The following is a 23558-nucleotide window of genomic DNA, read 5'->3' as shown; positions in this document are numbered from 1 at the left end:
ATGAAGAACAGTTTAAAAAATAAAAAATTACGGATTCTTGTTCTTGGCTATATCGTCAGGGGACCTATGGGTGGCATGACCTGGCACCACCTGCAATATTTTTTAGGCTTGCACCAGATGGGCTACGACGTTTACTTCTTAGAAGATAGCGGCGATACCATCTATTCATGTTACGACCCGGATCGAAATGTAACAGATCAAAATCCAACTTACGGGTTAAATTATGCAAAACAGGTATTTGAACAATTTGGATTGGAAGATCGTTGGGGCTATTATGATCATCATCAACAGCAATGGCACGGCCCAATAGCAGAAAAAGCGTTGCAACTTATCAGCGATACAGAAGTGCTATTAAATCTTTCCTGCTCTAATACCTTACGATCCTGGTTGCAGGATGTTCCCATCAGGGTGCTTATCGATACTGATCCTCTGTTCACACAAATCAGAAATCTTGCAGACAATGCACGATTGGATTTTTGCAAACAGCACAATGTATTTTTTACCTATGGTGAAAATTTTAAACAAGAGGGATGCCTGGTTCCCGATGATGGATTATCGTGGCAGCCAACACGACAACCGGTGGTGCTGAACGCATGGCCGGTTACAAATGGAAACGAAGCTGCTCCTTTTACTACCGTGATGAAATGGGAAAGCTATCCAGGTAAAACATACAACGGACATTACTATGGGATGAAGGCGGAATCATTTAATCAATATTTACATCTTCCCCGGCATACAAAATCAATCATGGAATTGGCGGTAAGTGACTCTTCAGCTCCCAGAACCCGGTTGAAAGAAAATGGCTGGCAGCTGTCGTATCCGCAGAAAATCTCAGGCGATCCCTGGAAATACCAGGACTATATTCAACAGTCGAAAGCAGAATTCAGCATTGCCAAACATGGATATGTTGAAGCAAGAACGGGCTGGTTCAGTGAAAGAAGTGCCGGCTACCTGGCAAGTGGCAGGCCGGTGATAGTACAGGATACCGGTTTTTCGGATTGGTTGAAAGCAGATCTTGGTTTAATCCCGTTCTCAGGTATAGACGAAGCATTGCTCGCTATTGAAGAGGTAAATAACAATTATAGCAGGCATTGCCAGGGTGCAAGAGAGTTGGCCGAAACTTATTTTGCATCCGATAAAGTGTTGACTGAACTAATAGAAAAGTCAATTGCATAAAGTGTATTGAAGGTTGTTTATGATGAGAAAACTGCAAAAAAATACTGACTCTACTTTAAATCAAACTGGAAGGCGGCCACAGATAGCCTTCTTTGATTACCCGGATGTGTTTGAAGACTTTTATACACACTACGGCGTTTCGCAGGAAGCATTTGCGAAATCATGGCACAATACCGCCAACCATGCGAGGATGAAAATAGTGCAGGAAGAAATTGGAGATGTTACCTGGTATGTGCTAAGCCTGAAACCAACATTTAAGGAAGATGTTAGACATAACTATGTTGGCTGTAAAGTAAAAATTCTCCCTTCATCCTGGTTGCATCGCCAGCTATGGAAATTATTTTATTCCAAAATAAAAAGTTGGAAGTTTCGCACTCGCTGGTATCACACGTATGCAACTTTTGCTTCGTATTTCGCTATTTTATCCTGGCCTCTATTCAAAGCATTGCGAAATGATAAGCCGGACGTTATTTTTTCACAAGACTATTGCAGCGGCCGTTTTGATTCGCTCCATTTGTTGGCCTGGTGGCGCAAGATACCTTTGGTAGCAGTTCACTCCGGCAGTACCGGTAAATACCTGGGAACCCTGTTAAAACGAATCACCATCCCTAAAACCGATTGGATTTTTACATCAGGAAAACGGGAAGAAGATTTTCTTGAAAAAAAATACAAGCTCGATCCCCGCCGGATGAGCACTGTACGATCTCCTATTAATATTTCAATTTACAAACCCCTTTGCCGGAAGACTGCCTGCTTAGCTTCGGGCCTCAATAGTGAAAAGAGATATTTCCTGTTTATTGGCAGACTTGATGATAGTGTAAAAAGGGTTAGTTCAATAATCAGCGCATTTCAAAAAGTTGCCTTGCATTTCACCGACATTGATCTGTTAATCGTCGGAAGTGGAAAAGATGAAGTAAGACTGAAGGAACAGGCAACAAAACGAGTTCCTAACAGGGTTCACTTTTATGGATGGATATCAAATGATGAAGAAAAAGTTCGTTTATTAAATATTGCAGAATGTTTGGTGCTGGCATCTAAGCGGGAAGGTTTTCCAACAGTTGTTGGTGAGGCACTGGCCTGCGGGCTACCGGTTGTTTCGTCTGATGTAGGCGCCATCTCCGACCTGGTAATAGAAAATAAAACAGGTTGGCTATTCCCGCCACAGGATAACGAAGGCCTTTTCAATCATTTACAATTTATAGCTGAAAATCCGGAGATAATAAAAAGTATGCGAGCCACTATCAGGGATTTTGCTACGGAGCATGTTTCAACACAAGCTCTTGCAGGATCTTTAAAGCGTGGATTTTCCTCTTTAAAATTGAGAAGCGTGTGATAAAACAACGAGAAGATACTGTTTTAATCCTTACCCCATTTGCCGAAAAGATGAATGGGGCCCTGGTATTGGGAACCGGTGGATGGCTGGCTCCGGAAGACAGAGAAGCGTTGGATTGGATGACATTTATGGCGATGCTGGGCTGGAAGGTAAAGCTAATGGATCCCGGTTCGCTTCACCTTGTCGATTTTGACAACCAGGTCGTCAAATGGGTCATACTTATAGGAGACCCTGACGATACCGATAGCAAAACATGGGAACAAATCCTCCTTACAATAAGGACAAATCAATTTCTATTTATCACAAGGGCCGGGAAAAAAAATGGTTGGTTATCCCATCGATTTGAAGTTTTTCTTTCTGAAAAAAAACCAACAGGCGACCGTTTACTATATAAACGACCCGGATTTTGCAAAGAGTGGAAACTGCAAAATTCGTTGCAATTACCGGAGCTGGAAACTTCTCAACGTTTAAACAAACTGGTCCATTTATCGGAAACATGCATCGCCGGCTCCATCGATGAATCGGACTCAAAAATCGTGTTTCTAAGTTTTCACCCCAGTATGACAAGGGACAGTGAACCCGTTTTTACCGCTCTTTTAAAACAACTTTTAATAGTTGAAAACTTATATCCTGTCGCCTGGTTTGAATGGAAGAATACGATGATTCTTCGTATGGATGATCCGGGTAGTTCACAACCGGTTCACGATAATTCGTTTCATACAGCAAAACTTGGCGAAAAGGAATGGGATCTTATTGGCGAAGCATTATTAGAACGAGACGCCCGAATGAGCCTTGCTTATGTTCCGGCATGGGTTGATGATGGAGATAGTACGAGAGGTCAGCTTGAAATTGATGGCCGGCCCGTTAACAGAACAGCCGGAAATATTTATCCTTCTCCATCTGTGAAATATTATAAAAATCTTGCGAACGGACTTACTCGTGTTTTTGATTATGAAGATGAGTTTCGCGGCATTGAAAAACTAAGAAGTAGCGGACTGGCCGAGGTAGAGCTGCATGGATATACCCATATACATCCTGATAAAAAGGCATGGCTGCATGCAGATGACAGGTACGAAAACAAAAAGTGGTTCCGGGAGTTTGGCAGGTCGGCTGTGAGCTTTATCAATAGCCTGCCGGAAGAAAAACACCCCCTGCTTTCAGGTATTGAAGCTTTTCAAAAAAACTTTCAATCACTGCCTTCAACACTTATTTGTCCTGGCGAAGAGTTTACCAATAATGTGTTGGAAAAAGTATTGAAATCAGGATTAAATCTCGTCAGCAGCTATTATCTTGGTATGCGTATTAGTCATCAGCTTTGCTGGAATCAGCACGTATGTTCCCCTTACCTGGATTTAGCTAATCCGCGTTGGTTTGAACAGGAGTTGCCTGTAGTTGGTTACTTTCATGATTTTGATGTTAGCATCCATGGCACAGGCTGGTTCACTGACCAGCTGGAGAAATGGCAACAAGCCGGGGCAAATTTCTTTATAGACTTTAGAGAACTATCTACTATTCTTAGCCACACCATCAGTATCAATGAAGTTACCAGCCAATATCGATTGAGGTTAAATTCCGAAAATCATCCTCCGTTTATCAAACCGGTGCGCATTGGTTTCCATATCCCAGCCAAAAACTTTACATCAACATTTTTATTAGACAATAACCGGGAAACCCATACTTTAAACTTATCAGCGTTTGAGCAGGTGAGTACAAGTCAAACTATAAAACAAAGCAAATGGCAAGAATTATAGTGAGCGGTACGATGGTAAGGGAGCCAAGAGGCGGATCCAACTTATGGTACCTGGCCTGGCTGGTTGGATTTAAAATGAACGGCCATGAAGTCTATTTTGTTGAAAAAAGCGAATGGCCCGATGACTGTTATGACATTCCTAATAGAACCATGACCAGTGATTGCAGCTATGGCTTTGGTGTAGTAAGAAAGTTGATGGAAAAATATGACCTGCATAATAATTTATGCTTTGTCGATCACTATGGTGTTTATCATGGATTAAGTAAATCAACTGTCGATGAATTATTCAGGACTGCGGATTTATATGTCGATCTCGAATGGGCTCAATGGAAGGAGGAATCTGCTCGTTGTAAAATGCGGGTCTTTGTAGATGGCGAACCGGGCTGGTTCCAGGTGCGTATAAAAAAGTGGATCGAATCAGGTGTGGCATTGCCGGCGTATGATCATTTTTTTACGGATGGGAATTTGATCGGAACAGAACAATGCGACGTGCCAACTTCCGGAATAGAATGGAAGCACAATTTACCTCCGGTCTTGCTGCAGGAAGTAAAAAATGCACCTGTCAATGGAAAATCAGCTTTTACAACCGTGATGAACTGGAATCCTACTAAAAGAGTGGAATATGATGGAAAAGAATATGGGCATAAGGATATAGAGTTTGAAAAAATCATGAGCCTTCCTTCTAAAGTTGACGAGCTGATGGAAGTAGCCGTTTCAGGTAAAAAAATACCGTGGGAAAGATTACAGGAAAATGGATGGCATGCAAGAAAAGGAGATGATATCAGCATCTCGGCCGCATCCTACCTTGACTATATTGCCGGATCAAAAGCTGAATTCAGCGTTGCCAAACAGGCTTTTGTTTCTACCCAATGTGGTTGGTTCAATGACAGATCGGGCTATTATATGGGATTTGGAAAGCCGGTAGTGCTGCAGGAAACAGGCTTCTCAAAAGTTTTACCGACCGGGAAAGGTTTGCTTTCTTTTACAACGATTGAAGAAGCTGCTGATGCTATCAGGGATGTATCGCTAAATTATGCCGTGCATTCAAAAGCAGCCCGCGAACTGGCCTTTGAATATATGGAAGCAGGAAAAGTGATCAGAAAATTTCTTAACAAAATTGGCATCTGAAAAGCTTTGAATAGATAAAAATATGAAGTAGTTTAAAGAGAATGGAATCCGTAAACACAATGGAACAGGGTGACAGAATGTACCAGCTGATCAGCAGGCTTTATCCAATCTGCCGCAGTATTACCGGCGATGGTGTGAGAAAAAGCCTGGCGATCCTGCAGGAATACATCCCACTCGGGGTACATGAAGTACCTACGGGGACCTCCGTGTTTGACTGGACCATACCCAACGAATGGAATATCAGAGATGCGTATATAAAAAATAGCAAGGGCGAGAAAATTGTTGACTTCAATAGATCAAATCTTCACGCCCTCAACTACAGCATTCCCGTAAAAGGTAAGTTTTCATTGAAGGAATTAAAGCCACATCTCTTTTCATTACCGGATAAACCCGGATGGATACCTTACCGCACTTCTTATTATGATGAAAACTGGGGTTTTTGTTTAAGTCATTCTCAACTACAATCAATGCAGGATGATGAATACGAAGTTTGCATTGATTCAACACTACAGCCGGGCTCACTTACCTGGGGCGAATATTATTTGCCGGGTGAAATAGATGAAGAAATACTATTTACCTGCCATATATGCCATCCATCTTTGTGCAACGATAACCTTTCGGGTATAGCAGTGATTTCATTTTTAGCAAAATTGTTAAGTACAAAAACAAACCGTTTATCGTACAGGTTTTTGTTTATACCCGGAACAATCGGCGCTATCACCTGGTTGGCTTTAAATGAAGATAAGTTGAGTAATATTAAAGCCGGCCTGGTAGCCACTTTACTGGGAGACGATTCTTCATTTACGTATAAAAAAACAAGAGCAGGTGATGCCTTAATTGATAAAGCAGTGCTACACTATCTCAGTCACATGGATGAAGATTATAAAACAATTGACTTTTCTCCCTATGGTTATGACGAAAGACAATTCAACTCGCCGGGAATTAATCTACCTATCGGAAGTCTGACAAGATCACAATACGGAGAATACCCGGAATATCACACTTCTGCTGACAATTTAAACCTGGTACAACCAGCAAGATTGCAAGACTCTTTAACTGCTTATGCGGCAATTGCTGATATTTTGGACAACAATATTGTTTACATCAATCAATACCCAAAATGCGAACCGCAATTAGGCAAAAGAGGGTTATATCAAAAAATTGGCGGAACTAATGCAAAAGAGAAAGAAGAAAGAAGAATGGCCATGTTATGGATACTCAACCTCTCAGACGGTGAGAATAACTTATTGGATATAGCGAACCGGGCATCAATACCATTTGATGTGATCAAAGAAATTGCTGTTATACTGGAGCAGAACGGACTATTGATTCAATCAATTATACCAAATAAAAAATCAGTTTTTAATCAATACAACACATGAAAATTCTAATTACCGGTAACCTTGGTTATGTTGGACCCGGCGTTGTCAGGGAGTTCAGGAAATATTATCCGGCTGCTGAATTGGTGGGTTATGATATTGGTTACTTTTCACAATACGTAACAAACCAAAACATTATTCCTGATGCGGGCCTCTCTGTTCAGCATTATGGCGACGTAAGAAATTTCCCTGCAGAACTTTTAGATGGTATTGATACTGTCATTGGTTTAGCGGCCATTTCCAATGATCCTATTGGCAACCGTTACGAAAACCAAACACATGATATCAATTGTAAAGCGATCATTGACCTGGCGGAAAAAGCCAAAAGCAAAGGAGCCAAAAAATTTGTGTTTGCATCCAGTTGCAGTGTATATGGTTCAGCAGAAGATAAACCAAGAACTGAAGAAAGCACATTGAATCCATTGACTGCCTATGCAAAATCCAAGATCAATGCGGAAACAGGACTTAAGCAATTGGCAGACGAAAATTTCCAGGTTACCTGCCTTCGTTTCGCCACTGCTTGCGGCATGAGTGACCGGCTCCGGCTTGATCTGGTGCTAAATGATTTTGTGGCAGGAGCTATTACTAATAAAGAAATAAATATTCTCAGTGACGGAACTCCCTGGCGACCATTGATACATGTTTTAGATATGGCGCGGGCTATGCGTTGGGCACATGAAAGAAATGGTGAGTCGGGTGGTAGCTTTCTCGTGGCAAATGCCGGCAGTAATGCGTGGAATTACCAGGTAAAGGAGTTGGCAACTATGGTCAATGAAATGCTGCCGGAAACAAAAGTATCCGTTAACGCTAATGCTGAACCAGATAAACGTTCCTACCGGGTGAATTTTGACCTTTTTGAAAAACTCGCCCCAGCTCATCAGCCGCAATATGATTTGAAAGCAGCTGTGAATGGATTAATCGACGGAATAAAAAGTTTGGATTTTATCAATGGTAATTACAGGAATTCAAACCTGGTGCGATTGAATGTTATTCAAAACCTGGTGAACACAGGGACTATTGATCAATCATTATTCTTAAACAACCAGTAATGATTTTTGAACCGACACCTTTGCAAGACGCTTATCTCATCCGGCTGCAACCAATAGCAGATGAACGTGGTTTTTTTGTAAGAACATTTTGCAAAAAGGAGTTTCAGAGTATTGGTCATGATAAAGAATTCGTTCAGATGAATCAATCTTATAACAAACAAAAAGGTACGTTAAGAGGGATGCACTACCAGTTGGCCCCACATGAGGAAATTAAATTGGTAAGATGTATTGCCGGCCGGGTATATGATGTCATCATTGACCTGCGGAAAGAATCTCCAACTTACCTGCAGCATTTTGGAGCAGAGTTGTCAGAAGATAATTTCTGCATGCTGTATGTGCCGGAAGGTTTTGCTCATGGTTTCCAAACACTCAGTGATCATACATCACTGGTATATCATCATACGGCCTTTTATGCACCAGGGAGCGAAAGGGGTCTGCGCTATGATGATAAGCAAATTGGGATTCATTGGCCGATGACGCCTACCTGTTTGTCGGAGAAAGACAAACAATATCCTTACCTAACCGAAAATTTTAATGGAATTCGCAATTTTTAAATCAACACCATGAATTCAACCTCACCAAAACCCCACTGCCGATTTTGCAATACGCTGCTGACGCATGTGTTCGCTGACCTGGGTACATCACCGCTTTGTGAAAGCTATATCAAGCCGGAAGACGCTAACAAAATGGAACCGGTGTTCACACTCAAAACTTATGTCTGTGATCAATGCTATTTGGTGCAACTGGAAGAGTTTGTTTCACCAGGTGATATCTTTAGTGACTATGCATATTTCTCCTCTTATTCTACCAGTTGGCTCAAACATGCCAGTAATTATTCCAATCAAATGGTGGAAAGATTTGGCTTCAACGAGCAAAGTTTAGTGGGGGAAATAGCCAGCAATGATGGATACTTGCTGCAATATTTTGTGGAAAAAAATATTCCTGTATTGGGCATTGAACCAGCTGCCAACGTAGCTGAATACGCCAGGAAAAAAGGTGTTCGCACCGAAGTAAAATTTTTTGGCGTACAAACCGCAAAAGAACTGGCAGCCCAATATGGAAAAGTGAACCTGCTTGCTGGTAATAATGTGTTGGCGCATGTTCCCGATCTGAATGATTTTGTCGGTGGCATTCCGATCTTACTAAAAGAAGATGGGGTGTTGACCATGGAGTTTCCCCATCTGCTGCGATTAATGGAAGAAAATCAATTTGACACTATCTATCATGAACACTTCTCTTACTTTTCATTTACTACCGTAAAAAAAGTTTTTGATTTTCATGGGATCACCTTGTTCGATGTAGAAGAGATTCCTACTCATGGAGGGTCGTTGAGAATTTATGGTCGTCATCATACCGATACATCGAAACCTGTATCAGCCAAAGTCACTGGGTTGTTGCAAAGAGAACTGGAAGCTGGTGTAACCCAAATGGACTTTTATAAAAATTTTGAAGAACAGGTAAAAGAAACCAAAAGAAAATTGCTTGAGTTTTTAATAGAGGCTAAAAGAAATGGCAAGAGACTGGCAGGCTACGGCGCTCCCGGCAAGGGCAATACCCTATTGAATTATTGTGGCATTCGTACTGATTTCATTGATTTCACTGTTGACAGAAGTCCGCACAAACAAGGCAGTTTGCTACCCGGCACCCGTATACCCATTTATCCTCCTGAAAAAATAGACGAAACAAAGCCTGATTATGTATTGATACTTCCCTGGAACCTGAAAGAAGAAATCATGGGGCAAATGTCTCATATCCGGAACTGGGGAGGACAGTTTGTAGTTCCAATTCCTGAAGTAACTGTGTATGCTTAATCAATCGTAAACTTTAAAATCGTTGTATTATGAAATGAGCTATAAAATTCCCGGGCTATCATCATGACCAGCGATGAAAATTTTATAGCGAATTCAATTTGGCGAAAAACAATAAAAAAACAATCAAATGAAAGTTGTTCTTTTTTGCGGAGGATTGGGATTAAGACTAAGAGACTATTCGGATAAAATCCCTAAGCCAATGGCTCAAATAGGTTACCGCCCTATTTTGTGGCACCTGATGAAATACTATGCGCATTATGGGCATAAGGATTTTATTATTTGCCTGGGTTATAAAGCAGATTATATAAAAAATTATTTCGTTAAGTACGACGAATACATTTCCAATAACTTTATTTACCGCAATGGGGGCGCACAATTAGAGTTGTTGAACTCAGACATTCATGATTGGACCATTACGTTTGTAGATACCGGCATTTCTTCTAATATCGGCAGCCGTTTAAAAGCAGTGCAACCTTATCTTGAAGGTGAAGAAGTTTTCCTGGCCAACTATTCAGATGGTCTCACCAACATGCACCTGCCGGATATGATCGATCATTTTAACTACAACAATGCCATTGCCAGTTTCATGGCTTATTATTCTACGAAGAGCTATCATGTAGTAAAAATCGGCGAGAATGACAGGGTGGCAAACATTAGCCATATTGGAAACTCGGGCCTCTGGATCAATGCAGGTTTCTTTATTCTAAGAAATGAAATATTTAATTACCTGGAAAATGGTGAAGAGTTAGTCGATCAGCCTTTCCAGCGGTTGATCAATGAAAATAAATTGCTCGCTTACCGGTTCAACGATTTTTGGGCAAGCATGGACACATTTAAAGATCAACAAATGCTTGACGACTTATTTGCCGCCGGCAATCCACCCTGGATGGTATGGGAAAGAGGAACGAATAATCATAAACTAATTATTGAAAAGTAAATGTTGAATTTTCCCTTTATCACAAAAAAAACTGGTTACAAGATTCTTTGCATCGGCGCACATTGCGATGATATCGAAATTGGCTGTGGCGGCACTTTGTTACACTTATTAGAGAGTCACTCCATTGATTTTGTTAAATGGATTGTCTTTACATCCACCGAAGAAAGAAAAAAGGAAGCTATTGCAAGCGCAACCTCATTCCTGAAAAACGCTAAAGAAAAAGAAATTCTGGTTTTTGATTACCGGGATGCTTTTTTGCAATACTCAGGCCTGGAAATAAAAGAAAAGTTTGAATCTTTTAAAAATGAAATCGACCCGGATTTAATTTTTACTCACTACCGCGACGACCGGCACCAGGATCACAGGATACTATCTGATTTTACCTGGAATACGTTTCGGCGGCATTTTATATTGGAATATGAAATTCCAAAATTCGATGGTGATTTGGGCGTTCCCAATTTTTTTATTCGACTATCAGAAGAACAAACCAACAAAAAAATACAAGTCATACTGGACAGTTTCAAATCACAGGCTGGCAAACATTGGTTTGATGAAGAAACCTTCAAAGCTTTGATGCGCATTCGTGGTATGGAATCCGCCTGCACCACAAAATATGCAGAAGCTTTTCATGCAAGAAAGATCCTGCTATAAATTAAATAGAAAAAATATGCAGTTTGATAAATCATTGTTGTTAAATGAACGCCTGCATCAACTTGTTCCAGGGGGATCTCACACCTACGCCAAAGGTGATGACCAATTTCCGCCGGGTTGCTTTCCGATAATGACGAAAGGAAAAGGCTGCCATGTATGGGACGCAGATGGTAATGAATATATCGAGTACGGCATGGGCCTGAGAAGCGTCACATTGGGTCATGCCTATGAACCTGTTGTGGAAGCTGCTTACAGGCAAATGCTGCTGGGAGTAAATTTTGGCAGGCCGGCAACAATAGAATTGGAATGTGCTGAGAAATTCCTCGGGGTCGTTCCGGGTATGGACATGGTTAAATTTGCCAAAAATGGATCGGATGTAACCAGCGCCGCAGTGAAACTGGCAAGAGCCTATAGCGGAAGGGATTTGATTGCTATTTGTTCAGATCACCCCTTTTTTTCCGTTGATGATTGGTTCATCGGCACTACTGCTATGAATGCCGGCATTCCAAAATCTATACAGGAATTAACAGTGGGTTTTCGGTACAATAACATTGAAAGTGCCCGACAACTATTTGAAAAATATCCGGGGAAGATTGCAGGAATAATATTGGAAGCAGAAGAAAGAACGGCACCCGAAAATAATTTTCTTCAAGATTTAAAAAAACTTTGTCATGAAAAAGGTGCTGTTTTAATTTTTGATGAAATAAAAACAGGCTTTCGTTTGCACCTGGGCGGCGCACAACAGCTACACGGTGTTGAACCAGATTTGTGCACGTTTGGAAAGGCAATGGGAAATGGTTTTTCTGTATCGGCATTGGCAGGAAAAAAAGAACTGATGGAATTAGGTGGACTGTATCATTCAAAAGAACGGGTGTTTCTGTTGTCCACCACCTTTGGCGCAGAGTATCATTCATTAGCAGCAGCGATCGCAACAATAAATATTTATCAAAAAGAGAATGTAATTGGGTTTTTATACCAGCAGGGTCAACGGCTTGCGGATGGAATCAATAAATCTGTCGCTGAGATTGGATTAAAGAATCAATTTGGCGTAATGGGCAGGGCCAGTAACCTGGTTTATTTTACGGCTGACGAAAATGGTAAACCATCCCAATTATTCCGCACGTTGTTCCTGCAGGAGACAATCCGGCGCGGGTTGATTCTCCCTTCATTAATTGTCAGTTATTCGCATAAAAACGAAGACATTGATCGCACCATCGAAATAATTTACGAGGCGCTTCTCGTTTATAAAAAAGCATTGACTGATGGAATTGAAAAATATTTACATGGCCGCTCAGTACAACCGGTATTCAGAAAAAAAAATTGACAAAATGCTTTCATCTATTCTTGGTAACAATAAAAAAATTTATCGTTTTGATTAAATTGTAAATTAATTCCATATCTTTAAGTATCACATTATCCCACCCCTCTTGCTTACCATATAAGTATAATTACCGCCCCTCTTTATTTCGTTATCACATTTTGATAAGGCTTTGTCTGTAGTAAAGTTTTGATTGCTTGCCGGGCACTCTTGTGCAAAATACATGGGTACATTAAAAAACTTAAACTAATTCTTATGTCAATCAAAGAAGCCATGCATTCTATTTCCGAGCCACCAAGCCATTCCTCTTTACCCCGCCCCGTCGTTAAAGGAAAATTTATTATGCTGGGAGATGAAAAATTTTATATCAAAGGAGTTACCTATGGCACTTTTCGTCCAAATGAAAAAGGTATCCAGTTTCCCGACACCAACATGATTGAAAAAGATTTTTCGCAAATGGCCATGTTTGGGATCAATACAGTCAGAACTTATACAACGCCGCCTGTTGAGCTGTTGGATATTGCTCTGAAATATGGGTTAAAGGTGATGGTGGGACTACCCTGGGAACAACATATTACTTTTCTCGATTCCAATGAAAGAAAACAGTCGATAATAAACAGTACAAAAAAATATGTTGCTGCATGTGCTGGTCATCCGGCCATACTGTGCTATTCGATTGGTAATGAAATTCCGGCTCCCATCGTACGTTATTATGGGAAACAAAAAATTGAGCAGTTTCTTCATAAACTTTATGCAGCTGTAAAATCAGTAGATCCGGAAGGACTGGTAACGTATGTAAACTATCCTACTACTGAATATTTAAAATTGCCGTTTCTTGACTTCGATTGTTTTAATGTTTACCTGGAGACGCAGGAAAAATTAAACGCTTACCTCCAACGACTACATAATATAACAGGCGATCGTCCCTTAGTATTGGCTGAAATCGGGTTAGACAGTATGCGCAATGGGGTCGAAAAACAATCTGAAATTCTTAACTGGCAGCTAAGAACAATTTTTGCAAAAGGATCAGCCGGCGCTTTTGTATTTTCCTGGACGGACGAATGGTGGCGTGGTGGGTTTGATATTGAAGACTGGGATTTTGGATTAGTGGACCGACAAAGAAATCCCAAGCCGGCGCTTGATACCGTAGCGAAAGCATTTGCCGATATTCCATTTCAAAGCGAACAGGAGTTACCCCTTATCTCAGTTGTTGTTTGCAGTTACAATGGATCGGTCACCATCCGTGACTGTATGGAAGGATTACAGCAACTCAATTATCCCAGCTACGAAGTAATCGTTGTCAATGACGGATCAAAAGACAAACTGGCCGAAATCGTCAGTGAATATCCTGTTCGCCTGATCAGTACATCCAACCGCGGTCTTAGTAATGCAAGGAATACCGGTATGTTAGAAGCCAGGGGTGAGATCGTTGCATATATTGATGATGATGCTTACCCGGATAAGGATTGGCTTCGTTATTTAGCATACGCTTATCAAACAACTTCGCATGCAGCGATTGGTGGTCCGAATATAGCACCGGAACATGACGGACCTATTGCAACCTGTGTTGCGAATGCTCCAGGCGGCCCCGTTCACGTTTTATTGACTGATGAAATAGCCGAACATATACCTGGTTGTAACATGTCTTTCCGAAAAGATATCTTACTTGAACTAGGTGGCTTCGATCCTATTTACCGGGCAGCAGGTGATGACGTTGATCTTTGCTGGCGAATTCAGCATACCGGCAGAACGATTGGCTTTCATCCTGCAGCTTTTGTATGGCATCACCGCAGAAATTCGCTGAAAGCTTATTGGAAACAACAAAAAGGTTATGGAAAAGCCGAAGCATTGTTAGAAGCGAAGTGGCCCGAAAAATATAATGGCTTTGGTCATCTATCATGGGCCGGCAGAATCTATGGAAATGGAATTACCTTGCCTATTAAACTGAAGAAGGACAAAATCTTTCATGGCATTTGGGGCTCGGCGCCTTTTCAATCCGTTTATCAACAAGCACCCGGCTTTATCAGTTGCATTCCGTTAATGCCGGAATGGTACCTGCTTGTTTTTATTTTATGCTTTTTATCATTTCTTGGATTAAGCTGGTTGCCTCTGTTATGGCTATTGCCGTTTTTATTCATCGCCCTGGCTATTTCAATTTTGCAGGCCGGTATCAGCGCAGCAAAGTCATTAAGCACAAAGAAATTTGATAGCAAAAAACAATATTTGAAATATTGGGGGTTGACCACACTATTGCACATTGTTCAACCCTTCGCACGGTTGTATGGCCGCATTGCACATGGCCTGGCCCCGTGGCGCAAGAGAGGATCTAATCGTTTTCATCCAAGCTTGTTATTCAAAAGTAAATTAACATTAAAGCATTGGTCGGAAAACTGGAAATCAGCTGAACAATGGTTGCAGGAGATTGAAAATAACTTATTGCAATCAAGAGTACGGGTTCGGCGGGGTGGACAGTATGATCAGTGGGACCTGCATGTAACCTGCGGCTTTTTCGCCAGTGCAAAAGGTCTTTTGACCATTGAAGAACACGGCGGCAACAAACAACTTTTGCGTTTCAAATGTCAGCCCGAGTATTCAGCAACCGGAATTCAATTAACCTTCGTCTTAAGCATTTTATCTTCTCTTGCATTCTTCGATAGTAGTTACCTGGCTGGTGGCGTACTGGCCTTGTTTTCGGTAGGGCTAATAATTACCTACTTCACAGATAAGGCGAGGGCGATGTATGATTTATCAGAAGCCTTTAAAGCGTTGCATGTGAATGAAGACCTCATTATGCCAATCCCGGAAAAAGTTTCCCTACAGGAAACAAAAATGATAGAGTCACAAGTCGCCTATGTCCAAAGCTTAGTCCAGGAAAACAAAATTGTCAGGAATTATTCACGGCGGGACTTCCGGGAAAAAAGAGTGTTGGAAATCTTTATCGAAAACAATTAGTACAATTTATTCGCCTTAATCGGTTGATCAAATATGACAAACATTGGCGTCATCAAAAGGCTGTTGGGTTATGTTTCGCATTATCAACTAAAATTGATAGCGCTGATACTCGTCGCCATGATCGGGGTGAGTTTTGAAGTAGTGAAGCCTCTGCCTATTAAAATTGTAATTGATAATGTGCTGGCAGGTCACCCACTACCGGCATTCCTGCAAGACATAACAGGATTAACTATGCCAGACGGGAAAAGAGAGCTATTGCTTTTTTGTATTATCGCAATTGTTTTTGTTACGATAGGAGGTACCCTGGTTTCCCTAATCGTAAGCAATATGACAGTTGGGCTTGCCCAGAAACTCGTATATGATATTTCTGTAGACCTGTTTAGCAAGTTGCAGCAATTATCGCTATCCTTTTATAGCAAAAACAAAGTTGGAGATCTTCTGCAACGGGTAACCGGTGATGCTTTCGTTATTTATTTCCTGGTAGCGCAAATCATTATTCCCGCTATTACTTCGCTGATTTGTCTTGTCGCCATGTTTTATATCATGTCACGCATCGATATGCAGATGGCAATCATTGCTATGGCTGTTGTGCCATTGCTTGCTGCAACACTGGCTTATTTCAGCAGGCCGATGAATGATACCACCATGAGCCAATATCAGAAGCAGGGCGACCTGTCTGCGTTTTTGCAGCAGAGCCTTTCTTCGATCAAGATCATCCAGGCGTTTGCCCGTGAATCATACATGCACGGAAAACTGCAGGATCATGCCTGGGACTTTGGCAAAGCTTTTCAAAAAGCTACCAGGATATCTACAAAATACAACCAGCTCATTACTTTGATCACAGGTCTTGCCTCTGCAGTATTAATTGGCATGGGTGCCTATCGCGGAATGAATGGAAATCTCTCCGCCGGTGATCTGTATATTTTCCTGGGTTATATCACGGCATTATACGGACCTGTCAATTCTCTTTCTACAGCCGTTGGAACGGCGGTAATCATTGGATCAAGAGGAAAAAGACTATTTGAAATACTGGACTCCAATGAAATCGTAAAAGAAAAAGCCCATCCCTATTCTCTAAAAAATGTTCGGGGCGAAATTGCATTTGAAAATGTTCAATTCGGCTATGAAGACAGTACAGGTAAAAAAAATGTCATTTTACAGGATATAAACTTCCGTACACAACCTGGCCAAATAACAGCTATCGTGGGACCTACCGGTGCTGGGAAAACATCGTTGATCTCGATGATAGCCCGGTTTTATGATCCGGCTAAAGGGAAGGTGACGATCGATGGTTTTGACCTGCGAAATGTACAGCTACATTCTTTAAGAGAAAATATCTCGCTGGTACTGCAAGAGTCTTTTCTCTTTCCTATGACCATCCGGGAGAATATCGCTTTCGGAAAACCAGGGGCATCCTTCCAGGAAATAATGGAGTCGGCCAAAGCGGCGCAGGCACATGATTTTATTATGCGGATGCCGTTACAATATGACACACCGGTGAGTGAAATGGGCAGTTCGTTGTCTGGCGGCGAAAAACAACGAATTGCTTTAGCCCGTGCCTTTTTGAAAAAAGCTTCCATTCTTATTTTGGATGAACCGACATCTGCACTCGATGCACTCACTGAATCCCGGATCTTTAAAAAACTGCCTGAGATTGCCAAAGACAAAACTATTTTCCTGATTTCTCACCGCTTATCGACTATCAAACATGCGGATCAAATCATTACACTACAGAATGGCTATGTAGTGGAAACCGGCACTCATGAAAACTTAATGCAGCAGGGAAGTTTGTATGCCGATCTGTATAAATATCAACACATAACTTAAGAGGATGGAGGTTGCACAAATAACATATCGACTTTTTGATAAAAAAGATCTTCCGGGTATTCTATCGCTCTGGGAAAATTTTTCTGGTTGGGGCGCTATTACCAGTGAGCAGTTCACGCAATGGTATATTGACACACCATCAGGTTCCTGCCTGATAGTGGTTGCTGCTGATGAAACAGATACAGTACTCGGACAAATTGTATTGGTTCCGGCGCAGGTAATATTGAATGGTCAGGTATTGAAAGCGGTGCGGTTGTCAGCTCCTATCTTACATCCTGAACTTCGACAGGTTGATTTACGAAGCCGGTCACATCCCGTGATAATGATGGTGATGAAAAGTGTTGAATTCGCTACTGAAAAAGGTTATCATATCCTTTATAGCCTGCCGGCCCATGCCTGGATAGGGGCACTCAAGATATTGCAGCGTGAGGGCATGTGGGATCTCCAAATGGCTGCCTATGAATGCCGAAGTATCTCCCTGATGGATGAAACAATATGGTCTATTTGCTCCGGGAACAATTTAATAACCCGCCACGTACGCCATTTCAATACATCCTATGATGAATTATTCGCCGAAGCAACAAGGCAATTTCCAATCAGTTTGTGCATTGTAAGGAACGCTGAACGATTACAATGGAAGATCAGCCATCATATCGTAATAGAAATACGAAATGAACAGGGTCTGATGGGTTATGCCGCTTATAAAAAGAATGGATTATTGGTAGACATACTGGCCCGCACAAAGGATGACTTGCAGCTGGTATTTACTGCTTCCCTCAAAGCTTTGCATGTTCAAAATGATCACCGCGTTAAAGCTCCGTTTGATGAAATAAAATTCATGATGAACGAACCTGTCCGAAACCTACTGGAAGGACTAAATCATCAACCTGCCAATTTTCAATTTGCTATTGCCAGTTATCCTTTGCAAAAATCTATAGATAAACATGCGCTTGCTCCCGAACAGTGGTATATGATGCCTGATGACTAAACAACTGAGTTATGCGTATTACTTACCGAATGGCCAACAATGATGATGTGGAAGCTATGGCTAACTTTTGGAGTGAAAATTCCGGATGGGACATCATTGACAGCCTCGAATGGAGAAGGCGCTTTACGAACACGCCTTTCGGAGATGCAACCGTTGCCGTTGCTTTTGATGATGATGAGAAAAAATTAATCGGTCAGTTTGTTTTCATCCCCATTATGCTATCAGTAAGGGGGAAAGAAGTAAAGGCATACAGGCCATTTGCCCCAATCCTCCATGAAAGTCTTCAAACAAAATTTGGCATTGCTTCATTACTTACGGGCCAGCATCCGATGTTAAAGATGTATAAAAAAGTATCCGACGAATTATCCCGGCAGAATGTATCGTTAATCTATATAGTACCAGATCCCAGGTGGAGCCGGGTATTGCAGGCATTTCCATTTATTATGACGCATAAGTTTCCGTTATGGACCCTGGCGCTTCCGTTGAGTAATTTATTTTCATTACCAGCCGATATCACTATTAAAAAGGTAGACACTTCCGATCCTGGAATTGATAAACTATGGTCGCACGCAACACAGGCTTACTCCTCCACCATTGTTCGCAACAGTAAAACATTGAGCTGGAAAACAAGCCATGGGGATTTTAAAATCTATGCTGTTTACAAACAGGACGAAATGATTGGATTGCTGACTGTAGTCTATAAGGCCAAAGATTTACAATGGCTCATTTGTGATATGATCACAAAAGATAACGATGATAGTTTACGCATGACACTTACTGCGGCTTGTAACAAGATACAACTGGAAAACGATGCCGCAGAAAATTCAAATGGCCATATAAAAAAAATTGCCATCCTGGCGACGCCACCAATAGAAAAAGTCGTTAGCCAACTGGGCTTTGTAAAAAATGCCTATCATTTCACATTGGCAATACATCCATTAGAGAAAAACAATATTGATAAAAAAGAAATAGCGCCGGCAAACTGGTATATCAGTGCTAATGATTAACACATGGAAAAACTTAGATGCATAGTAGGAGGTTTTCTTGGGCTGTTGCCTGCGGGTGGTGTGACCTGGGACTATATTCAGTATCCCCTTGGACTATCGTTATTAGGACATGATGTTTACTATATCGAAGACACCCGGTTATATCCTGTTTTTCAAAAACCAGGCAGCAATTGGGATGACGTCACTCCTTCGATAGAGTATTTAAGTTCTGTGATGAATTATTTCGGGATGAAGGACAGATGGGCTTACCGCGACGAAGCATCGGGTACGTATTTTGGTATGACTGAGAAAAAAGTGCAAACCATTTGTAAAACGGCCGATGTATTTATAAATATTTCCTGCTCTACATTTATGAGGGATGAATACATGGCGATACCTAAAAGAGTTTTGATTGATTCGGATCCGATGTTTACCCAGATCCAATACCTGTCCCGGCAAATGTTTACAGCAGGCACAGCAGGGTTACAGGAAATGATGCTGACCCACAATTATCATTTCACTTTCGGGGAAAATATCGGCTCGCCGGATTGTCGTATTCCCGATTGCGGCTTGCGCTGGCACACTACCCGTCAACCCATCTGCCTTGATAAATGGCATTCTTCTGCGTATCCACACTATAAAGGCAATGTATTTACTACGTTGATGAATTGGTCGGCCGGGAAAAAACTTTTATTTGATGATGCCGAATGGGGACAGAAAGATATCGAGTTTGAAAAAGTGTTACAGCTTCCGCAATATGTGCCTGATGTGCAATTGGAGATTGTTGTAAACAAAACAATCAGCCCGAAAAACACAACTCAAATAAATTGGATGGAGGAAAATGGTTGGAAAACCCTGGACCCCGAAAAAGAAGCCGGCAACTGGATCAGCTACCAGCAATTTATTGCCAAATCATCAGGCGAGTTTTCGGTTGCCAAAGAAACTTATGTAAAAGCCAATACGGGTTGGTTCTCGTGCCGTTCAGCCTGTTACCTGGCAGCAAGCCGACCTGTGGTGACACAGGATACCGGTTGGTCAAAGTTTATTCCTTCCGGTACCGGACTCCTCCACTTTAGTAATATGAATGAAGCTATTGATGCCATAGAGAGCATAGTCCAAAACCCGGAGAAACATGCAAAAGCCGCACGGGACATAGCAGAAGAATACTTTGACAGTAATAAGATCTTAAATTCTTTACTAGAAAAACTTATTTAATGAATACTACATCCATCACAGATCATAAATCTTACCAGTTACAGCCTGGTATGACTATTCCAGGTGATTGGTTTCCGGGAAAAATCCCGGCTAATATTGAAGTAGGAGCAAACTCTGTTGCCGACTCTTCCTTTTGCTTTAAACATTATTTCTCCGGCTTGCCGGTGGGCCTGAAGTTGGGAAATAATGTTACCCTGTGGCGAACATCCCTGGCTGCAGAAGAAAATGCTTTTATCGAAATTGGCAATTACTGCTATATCGCCAATGCCTCATTGGTGTGTTCTGAAAGAATAACCATAGGCAACTATGTTTTCATTGCTGGCGGTGTTACAATTGCCGACTCGGATTTTCATCCCATAACACCGGCCGCACGAATGGCTGATACAATCGCCTTATCTCCGCTTGGCAACCGTCGAAAAAGACCGTTGATAAAAACAGCACCGGTAGTAATTGAAGACGATGTATGGATCGGGTTCAATGCCACCATTTTAAAAGGCGTTCATATTGGAGAAGGCGCTGTAATTGAGCCCGGCGCCTTTGTCACATCAAATGTTGAAGCCGGCTCCATTGCATCAGGTAATCCCGCAAGAAAAATTTTATTTCCGTATGAGACAAAACATCGTACAAACTCCCTCTAAGGCTGAAAACGGACGGACCTATCTCGAGTATGATTGGTTTGAAAAAGGCATTCCTGGAAATGTAAAAATTTCAGAACATGCATTTATCGATACCTCTTATGGTTTTGAAGCTTTTAATTCGGTCGTACCCGATGCAATGACGATTGGGAGCGGCAGTGGGTGTTATGACAGAGCCAGTTTTATCGTGGGTGAAAATGGTAAAATTGAAATTGGCGAGTTTACTATCCTTAATGGTTCATTATTCATTTGCGGCGATCATATCGTGGTGGGAAATCATTGCATGTTTGCATGGGGATCCGTCATAACAGATAGTTGGAAAAATTCTTCCTATTTCTCTCCCGCTCAGCGGAGAAATTTATTGAGAGCAGCGGCTTACAGCCCTTCAAGACAATTGCCCATATTATCAAATTCAAAGCCAGTTATCATTGAAGATAATGCTTGGGTAGGATTCGACGCAGTCATACTACCAGGGATAAGACTGGGACATGGTTCCATAGTGGGAAGTAAATCTGTGGTAATAGAAGATGTGCCACCTTACTGTATTGTAGCCGGAAACCCTGCAAAGGTTATCCGGAAACTTGAAGCTGATGATACAGCTGATGCAAAAAACTTTGCTATGAGCGAATATATGTTGCAGCAATAAAGCACCCTCGTTCATTGAAGATTTTTTTAACCCTTTCAAAAAATAAAAACTGTTGTGATAAAAGTCAGCCATACTGCCCCCCTTCGTATTGTTGCTGCAGGTTATATTGTGGGGGGACCCCTTGGGGGGCTGGTATGGCATCACCTGCAATATATTCTGGGTTTGAAAAAAATGAAGCATGAAGTCATTTTTCTGGAAGACAGTAATGATTACCCGTCTTGTTACAACCCCACTACTCACATGTTATCAAATGATCCCACATATGGCGTTCAATTTATCAGGCAAATATTCTCTCAATTCGATTTACAGGATAGCTGGGCCTATTATCATGCATACACAGGCAATTGGTATGGTATGTCTGAAAAAGCAGTAAAAAACTTTTGCAACACTGCAGATGTTTTTTTAAACCTTTCAGGTGTGAACCCCATGAGGAAGTTCCTGCAAAAAATTCCGCTTAGAGTATTCGTGGACACGGATCCTGTTTTTACACAAATTCGCCATCTTACTGATCAAAGCGCTATCGAACTGGCAAGAAAACACAACTGCTTTTTTTCTTTTGGTGAAAACTTTGGCGAATCCGCTTGCACAATCCCTGATGATAATCTTCCCTGGAAGCCTACCAGGCAACCTGTAGTGCCTGAAGTATGGAGGATGGTTGCCGGTGACCAAAATGCGAAGTGGACTACCGTGATGCAATGGGATAGTTACAAAACAAGAGAATATAATGGAAAAATATATGGAATGAAGTCGTCTTCTTTTGACCCCTACCTGGAATTGCCTCAATCCATAGATGAATTATTTGAAATTGCAATGGGAAGTATAACGGCCCCTAAAAGTAAACTCAGCAGCCTGGGATGGATAATTGAGGACCCCTTAGCAATTACAAAGAGCCCTGAAACTTACCAGCAATATATTCGTTCTTCCAAAGGAGAATGGAGCATAGCAAAGCATGGCTACGTAATCACCAATAGTGGCTGGTTCAGTGAAAGAAGTTGTTGCTATTTGGCGAGTGGCAGACCGGTCGTTGTTCAGGATACGGGGTTTTCATCATTTATTGAAACAGGAATTGGTCTGTTTTGCTTTAGCGATGCTGAAGGAATCGGTGCCGCCATACACGAAGTAAACAGGAATTACCAAAAACATTGCAAAAATGCAAGGGATGTTGTCGAAGCATATTTTGGATATCAAAGAGTATTGGATTCGTTATTGGAGGAGGCGTTTGTTTCCGTATGATTGATGTGTCAGGCCGTAGCATCCTGCAAATCCTTTTTGTTACCACAAAATATACCCTAAAAAGTTACGGCTTCACAAGTGTTGTTTAAATTGCCATACCATTTGATATTTAAGGAACGGCACATATGAAAAAGAAAATCCCCGCAAAGAAGGTCATCAAGAAATCTGCCGCAAAGAAAAAGCCTCCTGTCAAAAAAAATGCGGATTCATTTTTTGAAATGGTCTATGATATAGCAAGGCTTATTCCGAAAGGAAGAGTTACCTCCTATGGCGCTATTGCTAATTATGCCGGCATCAAACTATCGGCACGAATGGTGGGCTGGGCCATGAATGGCGCCGGTAGAGTGAAACCAAAAGTTCCGGCTCACCGGGTGGTAAACAGGCTGGGGATGTTGAGTGGTAAACATCATTTTGGTAATCCCGATGCCATGGAAAAACTATTGAACAAGGAAGGAATAAAAGTGAAGAATGATAAGATCGTTGATTTTGAAAAGCTGTTTTGGAACCCGGCAACAGACCTGGACTTTTAATAAAACAAAGTAAC

The 23558-nt window shown here is 41.5% G+C and carries 20 protein-coding genes; all 20 read left to right on the top strand.

Going from position 1 to position 23558, the window contains the following annotated elements:
* The 20 genes from ACFEL9_RS15755 to ACFEL9_RS15660 all read left to right on the top strand — a co-directional run bounded on the left by ACFEL9_RS15755 (nucleotide 1) and on the right by ACFEL9_RS15660 (nucleotide 23544).
* A complete protein-coding gene (locus ACFEL9_RS15755) occupies nucleotides 1–1176 on the top strand; it encodes a hypothetical protein (protein WP_385891942.1) in 1176 nt (391 codons plus the stop codon).
* Nucleotides 1177–1195: 19 nt separating this feature from the next.
* Entirely contained in the window at nucleotides 1196–2509 is a 1314-nt protein-coding gene (locus ACFEL9_RS15750) for a glycosyltransferase family 4 protein (RefSeq protein WP_385891940.1), read from the top strand.
* The gene (locus tag ACFEL9_RS15745; RefSeq protein ID WP_385891938.1) at nucleotides 2506–4260 is read left to right on the top strand and encodes a hypothetical protein; all 1755 of its coding nucleotides are present in this window, start codon (nucleotides 2506–2508) and stop codon (nucleotides 4258–4260) included. The genes ACFEL9_RS15750 and ACFEL9_RS15745 overlap by 4 nt, the downstream gene beginning before the upstream one ends.
* On the top strand, nucleotides 4245–5387 hold the full coding sequence (locus tag ACFEL9_RS15740) for a hypothetical protein (protein ID WP_385891936.1): 1143 nt from the start codon (nucleotides 4245–4247) through the stop codon (nucleotides 5385–5387). The genes ACFEL9_RS15745 and ACFEL9_RS15740 overlap by 16 nt, the downstream gene beginning before the upstream one ends.
* A 41-nt stretch (nucleotides 5388–5428) precedes the next feature.
* Nucleotides 5429–6769 carry a DUF4910 domain-containing protein gene (locus ACFEL9_RS15735; RefSeq protein WP_385891933.1) on the top strand — a complete coding sequence of 447 codons (1341 nt, stop codon included), beginning with the start codon at nucleotides 5429–5431 and terminating at the stop codon, nucleotides 6767–6769.
* Nucleotides 6766–7815, top strand: a complete 1050-nt coding sequence (locus ACFEL9_RS15730; RefSeq protein ID WP_385891931.1) for an NAD-dependent epimerase/dehydratase family protein — start codon at nucleotides 6766–6768, stop codon at nucleotides 7813–7815. The genes ACFEL9_RS15735 and ACFEL9_RS15730 overlap by 4 nt, the downstream gene beginning before the upstream one ends.
* Nucleotides 7815–8369: a dTDP-4-dehydrorhamnose 3,5-epimerase gene (gene rfbC, locus ACFEL9_RS15725; RefSeq protein ID WP_385891928.1), complete on the top strand. Its 555-nt coding sequence runs from the start codon at nucleotides 7815–7817 to the stop codon at nucleotides 8367–8369. The genes ACFEL9_RS15730 and rfbC overlap by 1 nt, the downstream gene beginning before the upstream one ends.
* A 9-nt stretch (nucleotides 8370–8378) precedes the next feature.
* Nucleotides 8379–9626: a methyltransferase domain-containing protein gene (locus ACFEL9_RS15720; RefSeq protein ID WP_385891926.1), complete on the top strand. Its 1248-nt coding sequence runs from the start codon at nucleotides 8379–8381 to the stop codon at nucleotides 9624–9626.
* 127 nt (nucleotides 9627–9753) lie between these two features.
* Entirely contained in the window at nucleotides 9754–10563 is an 810-nt protein-coding gene (locus ACFEL9_RS15715) for a sugar phosphate nucleotidyltransferase (RefSeq protein ID WP_385891923.1), read from the top strand.
* Entirely contained in the window at nucleotides 10564–11214 is a 651-nt protein-coding gene (locus ACFEL9_RS15710) for a PIG-L deacetylase family protein (protein ID WP_385891921.1), read from the top strand.
* A gap of 16 nt (nucleotides 11215–11230) precedes the next feature.
* Complete coding sequence (locus tag ACFEL9_RS15705) at nucleotides 11231–12538, top strand: glutamate-1-semialdehyde 2,1-aminomutase (RefSeq protein WP_385891918.1); 1308 nt, start codon at nucleotides 11231–11233, stop codon at nucleotides 12536–12538.
* Between the two features lie 249 nt (nucleotides 12539–12787).
* Entirely contained in the window at nucleotides 12788–15484 is a 2697-nt protein-coding gene (locus ACFEL9_RS15700; RefSeq protein WP_385891916.1) for a glycosyltransferase, read from the top strand.
* A 33-nt stretch (nucleotides 15485–15517) separates the two neighbouring features.
* Nucleotides 15518–17311: an ABC transporter ATP-binding protein gene (locus ACFEL9_RS15695; RefSeq protein ID WP_385891913.1), complete on the top strand. Its 1794-nt coding sequence runs from the start codon at nucleotides 15518–15520 to the stop codon at nucleotides 17309–17311.
* A gap of 4 nt (nucleotides 17312–17315) precedes the next feature.
* The gene (locus ACFEL9_RS15690; protein ID WP_385891910.1) at nucleotides 17316–18299 is read left to right on the top strand and encodes a hypothetical protein; all 984 of its coding nucleotides are present in this window, start codon (nucleotides 17316–17318) and stop codon (nucleotides 18297–18299) included.
* An 11-nt stretch (nucleotides 18300–18310) separates the two neighbouring features.
* Nucleotides 18311–19306, top strand: a complete 996-nt coding sequence (locus ACFEL9_RS15685) for a GNAT family protein (protein ID WP_385891907.1) — start codon at nucleotides 18311–18313, stop codon at nucleotides 19304–19306.
* A gap of 3 nt (nucleotides 19307–19309) precedes the next feature.
* Nucleotides 19310–20500, top strand: coding sequence for a glycosyltransferase (locus ACFEL9_RS15680; protein ID WP_385891904.1), 1191 nt, complete (start codon nucleotides 19310–19312; stop codon nucleotides 20498–20500).
* Nucleotides 20500–21138: an acyltransferase gene (locus ACFEL9_RS15675; RefSeq protein WP_385891901.1), complete on the top strand. Its 639-nt coding sequence runs from the start codon at nucleotides 20500–20502 to the stop codon at nucleotides 21136–21138. The genes ACFEL9_RS15680 and ACFEL9_RS15675 overlap by 1 nt, the downstream gene beginning before the upstream one ends.
* On the top strand, nucleotides 21107–21781 hold the full coding sequence (locus tag ACFEL9_RS15670; protein ID WP_385891898.1) for an acyltransferase: 675 nt from the start codon (nucleotides 21107–21109) through the stop codon (nucleotides 21779–21781). Before ACFEL9_RS15675 ends, ACFEL9_RS15670 begins: the two co-directional genes overlap by 32 nt.
* Nucleotides 21782–21835: 54 nt before the next feature.
* Nucleotides 21836–23014 carry a glycosyltransferase gene (locus ACFEL9_RS15665; RefSeq protein WP_385891896.1) on the top strand — a complete coding sequence of 393 codons (1179 nt, stop codon included), beginning with the start codon at nucleotides 21836–21838 and terminating at the stop codon, nucleotides 23012–23014.
* 125 nt (nucleotides 23015–23139) lie between these two features.
* Nucleotides 23140–23544, top strand: a complete 405-nt coding sequence (locus ACFEL9_RS15660) for an MGMT family protein (RefSeq protein WP_385891893.1) — start codon at nucleotides 23140–23142, stop codon at nucleotides 23542–23544.
* Nucleotides 23545–23558 lie beyond the last annotated feature (14 nt).

It is taken from the genome of Terrimonas alba (assembly GCF_042434975.1).
GTDB lineage: Bacteria > Bacteroidota > Bacteroidia > Chitinophagales > Chitinophagaceae > Terrimonas_B > Terrimonas_B alba.
This window is presented reverse-complemented; position numbering and strand designations above follow the sequence as displayed.

Coding starts and splice junctions, on each gene's coding strand:
- ACFEL9_RS15675 (WP_385891901.1), top strand. CDS start 20,500: ATGAATACTACATCCATCACAGATCATAAATCTTACCAGTTACAGCCT.
- ACFEL9_RS15720 (WP_385891926.1), top strand. CDS start 8,379: ATGAATTCAACCTCACCAAAACCCCACTGCCGATTTTGCAATACGCTG.
- ACFEL9_RS15730 (WP_385891931.1), top strand. CDS start 6,766: ATGAAAATTCTAATTACCGGTAACCTTGGTTATGTTGGACCCGGCGTT.
- ACFEL9_RS15680 (WP_385891904.1), top strand. CDS start 19,310: ATGGAAAAACTTAGATGCATAGTAGGAGGTTTTCTTGGGCTGTTGCCT.
- ACFEL9_RS15740 (WP_385891936.1), top strand. CDS start 4,245: ATGGCAAGAATTATAGTGAGCGGTACGATGGTAAGGGAGCCAAGAGGC.
- ACFEL9_RS15695 (WP_385891913.1), top strand. CDS start 15,518: ATGACAAACATTGGCGTCATCAAAAGGCTGTTGGGTTATGTTTCGCAT.
- ACFEL9_RS15755 (WP_385891942.1), top strand. CDS start 1: ATGAAGAACAGTTTAAAAAATAAAAAATTACGGATTCTTGTTCTTGGC.
- ACFEL9_RS15685 (WP_385891907.1), top strand. CDS start 18,311: ATGCGTATTACTTACCGAATGGCCAACAATGATGATGTGGAAGCTATG.
- ACFEL9_RS15705 (WP_385891918.1), top strand. CDS start 11,231: ATGCAGTTTGATAAATCATTGTTGTTAAATGAACGCCTGCATCAACTT.
- ACFEL9_RS15735 (WP_385891933.1), top strand. CDS start 5,429: ATGGAATCCGTAAACACAATGGAACAGGGTGACAGAATGTACCAGCTG.
- ACFEL9_RS15670 (WP_385891898.1), top strand. CDS start 21,107: ATGAGACAAAACATCGTACAAACTCCCTCTAAGGCTGAAAACGGACGG.
- ACFEL9_RS15660 (WP_385891893.1), top strand. CDS start 23,140: ATGAAAAAGAAAATCCCCGCAAAGAAGGTCATCAAGAAATCTGCCGCA.
- ACFEL9_RS15690 (WP_385891910.1), top strand. CDS start 17,316: ATGGAGGTTGCACAAATAACATATCGACTTTTTGATAAAAAAGATCTT.
- rfbC (WP_385891928.1), top strand. CDS start 7,815: ATGATTTTTGAACCGACACCTTTGCAAGACGCTTATCTCATCCGGCTG.
- ACFEL9_RS15750 (WP_385891940.1), top strand. CDS start 1,196: ATGATGAGAAAACTGCAAAAAAATACTGACTCTACTTTAAATCAAACT.
- ACFEL9_RS15715 (WP_385891923.1), top strand. CDS start 9,754: ATGAAAGTTGTTCTTTTTTGCGGAGGATTGGGATTAAGACTAAGAGAC.
- ACFEL9_RS15710 (WP_385891921.1), top strand. CDS start 10,564: ATGTTGAATTTTCCCTTTATCACAAAAAAAACTGGTTACAAGATTCTT.
- ACFEL9_RS15700 (WP_385891916.1), top strand. CDS start 12,788: ATGTCAATCAAAGAAGCCATGCATTCTATTTCCGAGCCACCAAGCCAT.